At 70.4% G+C, this 12,243-nt stretch carries 13 protein-coding genes; 6 read left to right on the top strand and 7 right to left on the bottom strand.

Annotation, left to right across the window (positions count from 1 at the left end):
• Nucleotides 1-12: 12 nt before the first annotated feature.
• The gene (locus tag ACIBQ8_RS02250; RefSeq protein WP_397190764.1) at nt 13-1,854 is read right to left on the bottom strand and encodes a serine hydrolase domain-containing protein; all 1,842 of its coding nucleotides are present in this window, start codon (nt 1,852-1,854) and stop codon (nt 13-15) included.
• A 173-nt stretch (nt 1,855-2,027) separates the two neighbouring features.
• On the opposite strand from ACIBQ8_RS02250, the gene ACIBQ8_RS02245 reads away from it, so the two are divergent.
• Nucleotides 2,028-2,741, top strand: a complete 714-nt coding sequence (locus ACIBQ8_RS02245; RefSeq protein ID WP_397190763.1) for an SDR family NAD(P)-dependent oxidoreductase — start codon at nt 2,028-2,030, stop codon at nt 2,739-2,741.
• 39 nt (nt 2,742-2,780) lie between these two features.
• Here ACIBQ8_RS02245 and ACIBQ8_RS02240 read toward each other — a convergent pair whose 3' ends face one another.
• From ACIBQ8_RS02240 to ACIBQ8_RS02225, 4 genes are all read right to left on the bottom strand, one after another.
• Entirely contained in the window at nt 2,781-3,758 is a 978-nt protein-coding gene (locus ACIBQ8_RS02240) for a hypothetical protein (protein WP_397190762.1), read from the bottom strand.
• The gene (locus ACIBQ8_RS02235) at nt 3,755-4,315 is read right to left on the bottom strand and encodes an RNA polymerase sigma factor (RefSeq protein WP_397168322.1); all 561 of its coding nucleotides are present in this window, start codon (nt 4,313-4,315) and stop codon (nt 3,755-3,757) included. Before ACIBQ8_RS02235 ends, ACIBQ8_RS02240 begins: the two co-directional genes overlap by 4 nt.
• Before the next feature lie 128 nt (nt 4,316-4,443).
• Nucleotides 4,444-5,328: a hypothetical protein gene (locus ACIBQ8_RS02230; RefSeq protein ID WP_397190761.1), complete on the bottom strand. Its 885-nt coding sequence runs from the start codon at nt 5,326-5,328 to the stop codon at nt 4,444-4,446.
• Nucleotides 5,321-5,920: an RNA polymerase sigma factor gene (locus tag ACIBQ8_RS02225; protein ID WP_397190760.1), complete on the bottom strand. Its 600-nt coding sequence runs from the start codon at nt 5,918-5,920 to the stop codon at nt 5,321-5,323. Before ACIBQ8_RS02225 ends, ACIBQ8_RS02230 begins: the two co-directional genes overlap by 8 nt.
• Nucleotides 5,921-6,455: 535 nt before the next feature.
• Here ACIBQ8_RS02225 and ACIBQ8_RS02220 point away from each other — a divergent pair.
• From ACIBQ8_RS02220 to ACIBQ8_RS02200, 5 genes are all read left to right on the top strand, one after another.
• Nucleotides 6,456-7,037, top strand: a complete 582-nt coding sequence (locus ACIBQ8_RS02220; RefSeq protein WP_397190759.1) for a hypothetical protein — start codon at nt 6,456-6,458, stop codon at nt 7,035-7,037.
• A 78-nt stretch (nt 7,038-7,115) separates the two neighbouring features.
• On the top strand, nt 7,116-7,283 hold the full coding sequence (locus tag ACIBQ8_RS02215) for a hypothetical protein (RefSeq protein WP_397190758.1): 168 nt from the start codon (nt 7,116-7,118) through the stop codon (nt 7,281-7,283).
• 499 nt (nt 7,284-7,782) lie between these two features.
• The gene (locus ACIBQ8_RS02210; RefSeq protein ID WP_397190757.1) at nt 7,783-8,034 is read left to right on the top strand and encodes a hypothetical protein; all 252 of its coding nucleotides are present in this window, start codon (nt 7,783-7,785) and stop codon (nt 8,032-8,034) included.
• Between the two features lie 72 nt (nt 8,035-8,106).
• Entirely contained in the window at nt 8,107-8,817 is a 711-nt protein-coding gene (locus ACIBQ8_RS02205; protein WP_397190756.1) for a hypothetical protein, read from the top strand.
• Nucleotides 8,818-8,845: 28 nt separating this feature from the next.
• A complete protein-coding gene (locus ACIBQ8_RS02200) occupies nt 8,846-10,282 on the top strand; it encodes a WD40 repeat domain-containing protein (protein ID WP_397190755.1) in 1,437 nt (478 codons plus the stop codon).
• Between the two features lie 383 nt (nt 10,283-10,665).
• Here the strand turns inward: ACIBQ8_RS02200 and ACIBQ8_RS02195 are convergent, their stop codons facing one another.
• Nucleotides 10,666-11,847 carry a cytochrome P450 gene (locus ACIBQ8_RS02195; protein ID WP_397190754.1) on the bottom strand — a complete coding sequence of 394 codons (1,182 nt, stop codon included), beginning with the start codon at nt 11,845-11,847 and terminating at the stop codon, nt 10,666-10,668.
• On the bottom strand, nt 11,840-12,136 hold the full coding sequence (locus ACIBQ8_RS02190; RefSeq protein WP_397168311.1) for a phosphopantetheine-binding protein: 297 nt from the start codon (nt 12,134-12,136) through the stop codon (nt 11,840-11,842). Before ACIBQ8_RS02190 ends, ACIBQ8_RS02195 begins: the two co-directional genes overlap by 8 nt.
• Nucleotides 12,137-12,243: the final 107 nt, after the last annotated feature.

Below are 12,243 nucleotides of genomic sequence, written 5' to 3'. Positions count from 1 at the left end.
CCCCGCTGTGCGTTACGCCCAGCCGTAGACGGACCTGACGGCCGCGGCGACCTCGTTGACCAGCGCCGCGTCGTTGCCGTTGGCCAGCACGGCGTAGCCCGCGCCGAGCTCCGGATAGCCCTTGAACACCGACCTGAAGCCGTAGTTGGAGCCGTCGTGGGTGTAGGAGAAGTTCCGGGTGCCGGAGCCGGCGACGAACAGGCCGCGTCCCATCCCGGGCTGCGGGCCCTCGGTGAGCAGCGAGCGCACCGACGCGCGGGTGAGCGGCCCGGCGATGTCGCCCGTGGCGGTCCAGGCCCGGTTGAGGTACGACACCAGGCGGCACAGGTCGAGCACGTTCGTGTAGAGGCCGGCGGCGGCGGACTCGGGATACCGGTTGTGGCCGCCCGGGACGACCGTCCCGGAGGAGGTGTGGCCGGAGGCGAGCTCGAAGGCGGGGGAGAGCGCGTACGAGCTGCCCGCCATGCCCAGCGGGGCGAACACCTCCTGGCTCATGTAGTCGGCCAGCGACCTGCCGGTCAGCTCCTCCACCATGCGCTGGAGCAGCACGTACCCGGCGCCGGAGTAGTGGTACTCGGCGCCCGGCTCCGTGGACAGCTCGATCCTGGGGGAGTTGCCCTCGCCGTTCATGATCTGCAGCAGTGACGGGACCGTGGCGGCGGCGCCGTACCCGGCGAAGCCGCCGCCGCCGGCGTCGAAGCCGGAGCAGGCCCCGGCGGGCGAGGTGGAGCCGCGCCCGACGACCCCGGCGCGGTGCGTCAGGAGCTGCTCGACGGTCGGCGCCGCCGTCGGCGACACGCACGACCGGGCCGGCAGCGTCCAGCCGAGATGCGGGCGGACGTCGGCGGTGAGCGCGATCTTGCGCGTCTGGAGCAGCCGCAGCACACCCACCGCGGCCACGGCCTTGCTGATGGAGGCGGCCTGGAACGCGCTCTCCGGATGCGCGGCGGGGGCGCCGCCGGCGGCGAGCCGGCCGTAGCCGGTGGACCAGGCGATCTTGTTGCCGACGACCACCGCGACCGCCACGCCCGGCGTCTTGTACGCGCTCATCCGCTGCCAGATGGTCGAGCCGCCGACCGCGTTCTCGAACTGGCGCACCCGGTCGGCGGGCAGCGCGGGCGCCTTGCCCCGGGAGCACAGCGCCCAGCCGCCGCCCGGCGCGAAGGCCAGGTTGTGCAGCTGCCAGCCGCCGCCGGCCAGGGTCTTCATCTTCGCGAAGCAGGCGTCGTCGATGCCGCGGGCGTGGAACTCGTCCTGCGCGACCAGGGCCCAGCCGCCCGCCTTGGGGAAGGCGACGCGGGTCAGCCGGCGGCCGCCCTGGGTCAGGTTGCGCATCATCTGGTAGCACTCGTCGTCCACGCCGCTGGCCTGGAAGGCCCCGGACGCGACGACCGTCCAGCGGTCGCCGCCGGCGGGCGGGAAGGCCACGTCCACGACCTGCTGCCCGGCGGTGTAGTACGCCTTGATCCGGCTGAGGCACGCCGCGGGCAGCCCGCGGGACGACACGCCCTTGTCGGTGGTGATCACCCAGCGGTCGCCGCCCTCCGGCGGGAAGGCGACGGCGTTGACCTTCCGGCCGGCCTTGACCAGCGCCCCCAGCTCCGTGAAGCAGGCGTCGGGGATGCCGCGGGCGAAGTACCGCCCGTCCTGCGTCACCATGACCCAGCCGCCGGACGGCGTGAAGGCGAGCGCCGTGACGCCGTAGGGAGCCAGCTCGGCCAGCTTGGCGTGCGCCTCGGAGGTCAGCCCTGCGTCCGCGAAGGGGTAGGCCGCCGCGAACGCGGGCCCGGCGGGCACTGTGGCGGCCGCCAGTCCGGCGACACCGGTCAGGGTGAGAAAACGTCTCCTGTCCACAGGGCTCCTCGGTCAAGGCGGGGCGAAACACGGTGATCTTGGCAGAGATGCCCGCCCAGGGCCAACCGCAGCCGCCCCCGGCCCGGGGGCAGGTGCGCTGACCGGACGCCCGCGCCGGTGCCTCGAACGCCGGCTGTGACTTCGAGCGCGCTCGAATTCCTAGCGTCGCGTCCATGACGACGACACTGATCACAGGGGCCAACAAAGGGCTCGGGTTCGAGACCGCGCGGCGGCTCGTCGGCGCCGGGCACACCGTCTACGTCGCCAGCCGGGACGCCGGGCGTGGACGGCTGGCCGCCGAGCGGCTGGGCGCGCGGGCGGTGGCGCTGGACGTCACCGACGACGCGTCCGTGACGGCGGCGGTGCGGGCCGTCGAGGCGGGCGGCGGGCTGGACGTGCTGGTCAACAACGCCGGCATCCAGGTGGAGATGGGGGACGACGGCCAGGTGGTGGCCGGGGCGGCGGAGGTGACCGCCGAGATGATGCGGCGCACGTTCGAGACGAACGTGTTCGGCATGGTGCGCGTGCTCCACGCGTTCCTGCCGCTGCTGCGGCGCTCCGGCGCGCCGGTCGTGGTCAACGTGAGCAGCGGCCTGGCCTCGCTGTCCCGGATGACCGATCCCGGCCGCCCCGGTCATGCCTACGCGGGCGTCGCGTACCCGGCGTCGAAGGCGGCGGTCAACATGGTCACCGTCCAGTACGCCAAGGCGTTCCCGGAGATGCGGATCAACGCGGTCGAACCCGGCTTCACCCGTACCGACCTGAACGGCAACAGCGGCCGGCAGACCGTCGAGCAGGGCGCCGAGATCATCGTGCGCATGGCCCAGGTGGGGCCGGACGGCCCCACCGGCGGCTACTTCGACGCCGAGGGGCCGCTCGCCTGGTGACCGTCCCGCGCCTCCCCGGGAGGCGCGCGGGACCGCCGGTCAGTCCTTGATGACCGCGTCGCGGGGGCCGCCGTAGACCGGGTTCTTGTCCAGGCGCTCCTCCGTCACGAGCAGCTGGATCACCCCCTTGGCGTTCTCCTCCGCCTCCCAGACCACCCAGTTGTCGCCGACGGGCGTGCTCTGGGTGCGGTCGATGCCGTAGCCTCCCGGGTTGCCGGGCGGGACGGAGATGACGGCGAAGATCACCTTCTTGCCGCGCTTCCGCAGCTCGGGCAGCACCTCGCCGACCGTCTTCTCGTCCACCCGCAGGCCCTCCAGCGAGCGGCCCTTGTAGGTGGCGGCGCGGAACTCCGGCTCCACGTGCTTCGGCGTGGGCGCGGGCACCGGCTCGCAGGGCGAGACCGGGCCCTCCATCAGGTACGTCGTGGTCATGCCGTGCTTGCCGCTGATGGTCCAGACGAACGTCTGGCCCGGGCCGAACAGCTTGCTGTTGATGCGCATCTGCCAGCCCTCGGTCTCGCCCGGGATGTTCTCCGGCACGCTGTAGAGACCGCGAGGGATGTTCTCCACGTGCTTCCCGCGCGGTTCGCGGCACATCATGCCCGTGGGGACGTGGTCCACCGTCGCGGGCACGCCCAGCTCCTTCAGCCGCCGCTCCAGCTCCGGCGCGTCGTCGAAGTCGCGGATCTGGATCGTCACCATCCCGTCGTCCAGGTTGACGGCCCACGAGGCGGGCGCGCCGTCCTTCAGCGCGATCGGGACCGTCACCACACCGGCGGCCAGCGCGACGGCGGTGGCCAGCCCCAACGCCAGCCGCCTCGGCCTGACGCCCCGGCGCACCCGTCGGGCCGTGCCTGGCTCCGGCCCCGGATCCTCGGCGGTGATCGTGGCCAGCAGCGCCCGCGCCCCCGCGCCGGACGGCTCACCTCCCCGCTCACCCGGCGCGACCCGGGCCAACGCCCTGATCGCCTCGATCTCGTCGACGTTCTTCACGGCGTCCCTCACGGTTTCCTTCACAGCGCTCCCCCCAGCGGCCTCTCCGCCGGGACCAGCCGGCTCTCTGCGGTGACGTGCACGCCCGCCGCCGTCAAGGCGCGCGACAGGCGCTTGCGGGCGCGGTGCAGCCTGATGCGCACGGCGTTGCGGGACAGCCCCAGCGCCTTCGCGATCTCCTCGCGCTCCAGCCCCTCCCAGGCGACCAGGGACAGCAGCTCCCGGTCGTCGTCGGGCAGGCTGCGGAAGGCCCGGCCGATCGCGTCCAGCTCGACCCGGGTGTCGGGCGAGTGGCCGTACAGGTCGGCGAGTTCGGCGTCGAGCTCGGCCGTGCGCTCCCGGCGGCGGTTGTCGCCCCGGAAATGGTTGGCCAGGACCTTGCGCGCCACCCCGTACAGCCAGAGGGTGGCCTCGGGGCCCTCCGGCAGCTCGTCCACCCGGCGCCAGGCGACGGTGAAGGTCTCGGCCACCACGTCGGCGGCGTCCTGGGGCGAGTCGCACCGGCGCGCGGCGTAGGCGGTGATCTGGCCGTAGGCCCGGTTGTAGGCGGCCTCGAACCTGGCCGATCGCTCGTCATCCACGGGCGGTTCCCATGGCGGATCTCCTCATCGAATCATTTGTTCGGACACCCCTGCCTATGTGCGCACACGTGCCATCATTTCGCCGGAAACCGCGGCGAGTGGGGAGAGATACGACAGGAGAGGCGCGGTCACTCGCCGCTCACGGGGTTCTTCGGCACGCGCTTCTCCGACACCAGCAGCCGCACCGCGCCCTGCCGTTGCGGCTCGGCGGCCCACACCACCCACTGGCCGCCCACCTTCGCCGACTGCTCCCGCGGGTTCACCGAGAAGCCGTCACCGCCGGGAGCGGGCTCGATGATCTGGAACGACACCTCCAGGCCCCGCCTGCGCGTCTCGGCCAGGACCTCGGCGACCGTGCGGCCGTCCGCGGCGTACCCCTCCAGGGCCTCGCCCTTGCGGCCGGCGTCGGCGTTGTTCTGGTACGGCTCGCCGGGCCTGGCCGGGCGGCCGAGGTAGAGCGTCCCCTTGCCGCCGAACCCCTTGGAGACGGTGACGGTGAGCGCGCAGCCCGGCTGCCCGGGGGTGCAGCCCTCGGGCCGGAGGGCGCCGCCGATGCGGTCGCGCTCGGTCGTGCCGGCGAAGCCGAGCCGGAAGACCCGGCCGACCCCGGTGGGGGAGGCGGGTCGCAGGTCCAGGGCGACGTCCAGGCCCATCGCCCGGAACGCCTCGTTGTAGAGGGCGTGGTCGGCGAACGGGTCCTTGATCGTGGCCACGTATTGGTCGCCGCGCAGCTCGATGTCGATGGCGGCGTTGGCGTACGCGGCGGGACGGGCGTCGCGCCCGGCCACCACCGGCCCCAGGACGGCCACGGCGGCGAGCACGGCGGCGAGCACGGCGGCGAGCACGGCCGCGGCCGGCAGCCCCACGAGAAGACGGGTGCGCCGGGCGGCCGGGAGGCGGCCCCTCTCCGCGGCCAGCGCGGCCAGGAAGCGGCTCTCCTGCGCGGCCAGCGCGTCCGCGGCGGGCGCGGGCACCTCGCAGCGGAGGCGTTCGAGCTCGGTCATCTCATTCATGGACGGGCTCCTCGCTGACGATGGCCATGGGGTTGACTCCGCCGAGCTCCCGGCGCAACTTCTCCCTGGCCCGGTTGATCCGCGACCGCACGGTTCCGACGCGCACGTCCAGCGCCTCGGCGACCTCGGGGTACGTCAGCCCGGCCCACGCGACCAGGAGCAGCGCGTCCCGGTGCCCCCGGGGCAGCGCCGCCAGCGCCCCGGCCAGACGGCGGCGGGCCGCGGCGGCGCTGACCCGGTCGTCGCTGCGGTCGGTGAAGGAGGCCGTGACCGGGTCGCTGCCGGTGCGTTCGAGCACGCGCAACTGGTGCACCTCGGCGCGCACGTGGCGGCCCATCAGGTTGGTGGCGATGCCGTACAGCCAGGGACGGGCGTGCGGGCGGGACAGGTCGTACCGGCCGCGCTGCCGGAACGCCGTCAGGAACGTCTCCGCCACCACGTCGTCCGCCGCGTCGGCCCCCAGCCTTCTGGTGACGTACCGGGTGATGCCGGAGGCGTGCCGGCGGAACAGCTCGGCGAAGGCTTCCGGTTCGTGCAGGGAGCGTTGGACATGGGAGGCGTCATCACCTTCCGTAGGGTTCGGGGCGCTCACTTCGTGGCCTTTCGGCGATGAATCAGGACAACTGTTGTTGCCTGACCGGCCGCGAGCGGTTCCCAGCGACCGCGTACGGAACGCCCCCCATCATCCCGGCAGGCGATCAGCCGCCGTCGAGGACGGTGTAGTCGACCTTGCCGTTGGGCAGCCGCGGCAGCGCGTCCAGCCGCTGGAACACCATCGGGACGGCCACGATCGGCAGCCGGTCCAGCAGGTGGGCGCGCAGGGCCCGGCGCCTGCCGGCCGCTCTACGTCGGGCAACGGCGGCTGTACGCCTCGTACCTGCGCCACGACCGCGCGGACGGCCGCCCCGGCCGGCGCCACGAGGTACAGAGGACCCCGAGCGGAGAGCCGAATAGGCTGGTTCCATCGCCGGTTCCGCCGAAGTGCAGGAGGGCGTCACATGCGTGCGCGCTTACGTCGCGTCCGGTCGGTGTTGTTGTCCCCGATCCCTCTCCTGCTGCTGTCGGGCGCCGTTTACGCGCTTTATTGGTCAGGCGAGTATCCGCAGTCGCCGTCCTAGGACGGCCTGATGCCGTTCCAGGTCGCTGCCGAGAAACCGGCCGACGGCCCTTCGGCCACGCTGACCGCCCGGACCCTCCTCGTCGAGCAGCGCACCCGCACCGGCCAGACCCACCCCTTCTGCGACGACGGTCCGGCCTCCGGCTTCTTCACCGTCTCCTTCAAGAGCTCCCGGCCCATCGCGCAGACCTTCCGGTTCGCGCTGGACGCGCGGTTGACGCCGACCTGGTTCAGCATCGGCGAACCGTCACGTGAAGGCAGGAGCGAGTCGGCGTTCAAGCCCGTCTCGGCCACCGCGCCGAATCCCGCCGATGGACGGAGGCCCGCCGCCTGGACGGAGCCCAGCAGCCCCACCAGCGTCGACGACTTCTCCATGGTCGTCGTGCCGGTCCACCAGCGGGCCGGCGAGTACATGCTGACGGTCGCGTTCGACTTCCCGGTTAGCACCGTCCGGTATCACCAGCACTGGGGCGAGAACAAGATCTTCCTGGCGATCGAGGACTCGCTCTACGAGTTCCGGGAGCATTATCCGGACCGGGACTTCGTCGACCCGGCGAAAGGCGCCACCCCCGTCGCCGGCGAGATCTGGTAACGCGAGTACAACGACAGCATCACGCTCTCCGACCCTGCCCCGGACGTCGAGTCGGCCTCTCTGCGGTCCATGCGGTGGGTGCGCGACAACGGCGGCATCTCGGTCCAGTTCCTGGCCGTCGACAACACGGTCGCCTTCTGGATGGACCGGATCGCGGATTTGGCCATCCTCATCCTCGGCGCGGCCGTCGGCATCCTCCTCACCCCGAGCGGGAGCCGCGATCCCGGCGCGGTGCCGGATCGATGAGCCTCAGAAGATCCACAGGGGGTCGTACGCCTCAGAGGCGTGGGGGACCGCCGTGCCGCCGGTGGCCGGCTCCCGCAGGATCGACGCCGGCCGTACTGTCCCGTCGTCGGGCTGTCCGCGCAGGAAGCCGGCGAAGAACTGATCGGCGCGAACATCAGGAAATCCGAGAGGAACGTCCGGGACGCCGGATAATGATTACACCTTCGAAGAGCCTCGTGGTCCACTTCTCAATGACAGGCCGATAAACGTTTATGGTGTCGGTGAGCGGCCGGCTATGGAACGCGCCGAAATCCGGACGATGAGCCCGGTCGGGCCCGCGACGGCGCAGTTGCGCCGCAATTCTGGCGCTTCATCTCTAGGGACACCCTGATCCGGAACCCCGCCCCTCGATCCAGCTCCACCGCTATGCCTACGTCAACGACAATCCACTCACGCCCAGTACAACGACTGCCGGGACGAGTGCGGCAAGTCGAAGGCCGCCAAGAAACTGTGCGGGGACATGAAGACCGACTACTACAAATGCCGGAGAGAGGGGCACGGGCAGAACGACGCCGAAATCTGCGGGTCGCATGCCAGCAGTTATCTGGACTGCCGCACCGGAGGCAGCTCGAAGCCGAAATCGATGAACTTCAACAGCCTCTGTGCTGGCCCGGAGAAAGAGGTCCGGCGGTGCTGCCAGAAAAACGACTACGGAACGAGAAGGGTTGCGATAGCGTCCGAGGCGACCATCGGAGCTGCCGGGAGGACCTGAGATCCGCAGCCGACAGCAAGGCGTGCAACAACTTCGCAGAGGCGAATCACCGGTGCCGGGTCGACTCTCCTGGTGAACTGCGCGGACATGCAGGGGAACTTCCCGAACTGCATCGACAAGGGCTTGTCGCGGAACGAGTGCGCCCTCGGCGTCGCCACCACGGCCTGCAGGGACAGTCTGCGAAGGGGTGAGTTCAAGGATCGGCAGACGTGCGAGGGGATATGGTCGAATGTGATGAGCAACCGCAAGGGAAGCGCGCGGGCGCGCGGAAACGGTGACAGCTCCGGAAACAACTGCGTGGGTCACCACAAGTGGCAGGACGCCTCCTTCTCGGTCTGTGAAGTACGCAACGCCGTCAATGATCGGACGAAGTCGGAGCCTAGCAGCCGCATCGGAGAGTATGATGCGCACTGTGTCACATATCTGTCGAAATCGGCCGCGGAAGCCGTGCGCGGCGGCGAGACGAGCGGTTTGTGGATAACCATCTTCAAGGCGGTCCTGGACGCCTGTGCGATAAGGTTCTCCCTTCCCGCCGAAACTGTCCCCATTGCCGCTGGTTGTGCGGGGGTGAAGGCCGTCCTGGAACTGGTGATCGGCATCATCGACGCGAATGACGAAGATCTCCAGGATGCCATAAAGGAGGGAAGCAAGGGTGTCAAGGTCATCACGGACACCCATATCTGGTGGAGTTGTCTGGCCGGGACGGACGACCACTGCACGACCGACCAGCAGAAAGAGCTCTCCAAGAGCTTTGTGCCCTGGAGCTGGAACCAGATAAGTTGAGACGGACATCAGGCCGGAGGGCGTCGGGATGAATCATCTGCTGTTCGGTAGATCGAGGGTGTTCCTGGTGATCGCTGTCGCGTTGTCGCTCGGGATTCTCTCCTACGCAACTTACGGCTTCGTGGGGCGTCCCAGCGCCGCCGCCGACTCGCAGCAGGCTGTGATCCTCGCTCGGGAGTTCGCCTACCGTGGGGCGGAGGTGCGGGACGGTTCGCCAGATCTGGCGAAGCGACTTGGCGCACTCGCGGTAGGCATCCACGCGGATGAGATCACCAGGTCCGCGCTGCTCAACACCATCTTTCCTGATCTTGGTGAGGAGTTCCTCGCGGACGGCCAGAGCGATGCCGTGGACATGAGCGCGGACGGCGGCACAGGGCTGACGGCGGGATCGAAGAACGTCACCGTCTGGAGGATCGACCGGAAATCCGATCGGCGAGACAAGTCCTACGAGGATTTCTCCATGCTGAAGAAGATCGGAGAGCTCAAGGGTCACGCCTCCAGAGTCGATGCCCTGGCGTTGAGCGGCGACGGAAGGCTCGCGCTGACTGGTTCCGACGATGGCGAGTCCCGCCTGTGGAACCTGTCCGACCCGGCCAGACCGAAACAACTGGCGGTCCTCAGCGGTCGCCGCTCCGGCGGATCCGGTAGTGGCCGGGATGTCCTGCACGTCGAGCTTGCCGGAGACGGCAATCTGGCCGTGATCGCCGCTGCGGACGGACGTCTGGCCGTTTGGCGGCTTTTCGATCGCGCCCGTCCTCGGGAGGTGTCCACCGTCTCCCTCCCTGGCGCGCTGCACGCCATGGCTCTGAGTGCTGACGGGAGGACGCTGGTCACAGTCAGCGGGCTTTCGAGACGTCGCGAAACCCACGTCTGGGACCTGAGCAAGCCGTCAGGTCCGCAGCGGCTCGCCATGGTGGGAGGATCGGACGTCTTCGTGGAATCGGTCAGTCTCAACGCCGGCGGAACGGTGCTGCTCGCCGGTCAGCCACACGGGTACCGGGTCTGGGATCTGGCTGACCGGGCTCATCCCGGGCTCGAAGCCGACGTGCCGGTCCCGATCAGCGACGTTGCGTCCGTCTCGTTGAGCGCTGACGGAAGCACAGGTCTTGTTTCCGGCTATCGCTCGAGTTCGCAGTATTCGATGCTCGGGCATCTTTCGGTGTGGGATCTGCGGGAGAGGTCGCATCCGGTGCAGATAGCCGGCCTGTTCAATGAGTCGAGCGTGGGCGCGCAAGCTGCGACCAGCGCAGACGGGGCCGTCGCCCTGACCTCTTTCGACGCCGGGGCGTCGATATGGGACTTTCGGGACCTGGCGAGCATCAAGACGGATCCGAAGAAGTACGTCTGCTCCTTGGTGAACGACGGATACCGGCTGAGCCGAGACGAGTGGAACCGTTACGGCGACCCGAAGGCTTGGGACGAACAGGCGACGAGGAGGAACGGCGACTCCGTTGAGATCTGCTGACTTCGATGTCTGTGGCGCGCAGGGTGACATTATTTGTCTTGGGGATTCTCGGCCCTGCGCAGCCCGTAGTTCCGTAGGGGCGGCGCGTGCGTCGCCGGGCTCGCCCGTCCTATGCCGTGGCGGCGGATCTGCACAGGGCGTGCCGGCTCTCCCCGCCTCACGGGCCGCCGGACGAGCAGGCTCACGTGTTGGGGGCGCTCATCCTCAGGGGCTCCCATGTGCGGTCGCCCCTGAGGCGAGGTCGGACGTGTCGGGTACCGGCGGCCTCCGCGGTGGTCGGGGGGACCACCCGTCCGGTTTCCCGAATTCCAGTGTCAGTGCCGGCGCGGCCTGTTCCAGCCCGAGCAGCAGTTGCTGGGCGTAGGTGAACGGGATCTCTGTCGTCATTGGCCTCTCCTGGGCGTCCCCAAGATGATCAGCTTCTTGAAACCGGTGAGGAAGGTCGATCGCACCCGGACCGGTTCGCCGGCCACCTCGACGTCGGCGAAGGTCGCGAAGAGCGTCGCGAAGAACAGCCGCAGCGTCAGCCGGGCCAGGTGGGATCCGATGCAGTAGTGGTGTCCGCTGCCGAAGGCGAGGTGGCGGTTGGGCGTGCGGGCCGGGTCGAACGTGTCGGGGTCGGCGAAGACGGCGGGGTCGCGGTTGGCCGAGCCGATCCAGGCGACCACGGGCTCTCCCGCCGCGAGCTGCACGCCCGACAGCCGCACCGGCCGGGTCGTGTGCCGCATGAAGTGGCTGCCGGGCGACGCCCAGCGCAGCGCCTCCTCGACCCCGCCGCGCAGCAGGTCCGGACGGGCGGCCCAGGCGCGGTAGCCGCCGCCCCGGGCCAGCTCGAACACCGTCGAACTGGCCACGTTCGGCAGGGTGACGCCCGCCCCGAGCAGCAGGCTGTAGCAGTTGGAGACGGCCGTGCCGGGGTCCATCCGGCCGCCGTCCCGCGACAGCATCAGGCTGATCAGGTCCTCGCCCGGCTTGCGGGCGCGCTCCCGTACCAGGTGCAGGAAGTAGGCGAACAGCTCGCGGTGCGCCCGGCGCAGCGTCCCGGACGCGTCGCCGGTGAGCTGGTAGTCGGGGTCGTCCTCGGCGCTGGCCGCCATGACCAGCGTCAGCAGGCGCGGACGGTCGTCGCGCGGCAGCTCCAGCAGCGGCCCGACCAGCGCCAGCGGCAGCCCCCGTACGGCGGCGGCCAGGTCGAACTCCGGCCCGTCCAGGCCGGGGGCGAGCAGGGCGGTGATCGCCGCGATGACGGACGGCTCGTAGGCGGCGGCCGAGCGCATGCCCATGACCTTCTGCAGCGGGGCGCGCATCCGGTCGTGCGCGGGCGGGTCGGTGGCGGCGAGCTGCCGCCCGGCGGCCGGGTCGGCGCGGCCCAGCAGGTTGAGCAGGGTGCCGCGCTCGCTGGTGAAGCACGTGTGGTCGCGCAGGACGCGGTCCACGTCGGCGTACCGGGTGACCGACCAGAAGCCCCGGTCGTGCCGGTGCACCGGGTCGTTCTCGCGCAACCACCGCCAGGTCTCGTGCTGCCCGCCCGCCTCGAACAGGGCGGGGTCGGCGAGGTCAGGCATGGTCGAGCGGGGCCGGCGAGCCGATCACCTCGGCCAGCTCGGCGATGGTCGGCGACAGGAACAGCGTCCAGGCGGGCACCTCGAAGCCGAACTCCCGGTCGATCGCGAACTGCACGTCGGCCGCCAGCAGGGAGTCGCCGCCCAGCTCGAAGAAGTCGTCCTCGACGCCGACGGGCGCGACGCCCAGCTTGGCCGACCACAGGACGGCCAGCCGCCGTTCGATGTCGGTGCGTGGAGCCTCGTACGCCGATTCCAGTTCCAGGTCGTCCCGTGACGTGACAGTGGTCATCCCAGCTCCGTGGTGAGGTGAACGCGAGAACCCGCCCACCCTGCCCCCACCGTTGTTGAGCCCCCGTTGAGAATGCGTTGATCCCCCCGGCCCCCGGCTAGGATCCT

The organism is Nonomuraea sp. NPDC049646, from assembly GCF_044465525.1.
In the GTDB taxonomy this organism is placed as follows: domain Bacteria; phylum Actinomycetota; class Actinomycetes; order Streptosporangiales; family Streptosporangiaceae; genus Nonomuraea.
This window is presented reverse-complemented; position numbering and strand designations above follow the sequence as displayed.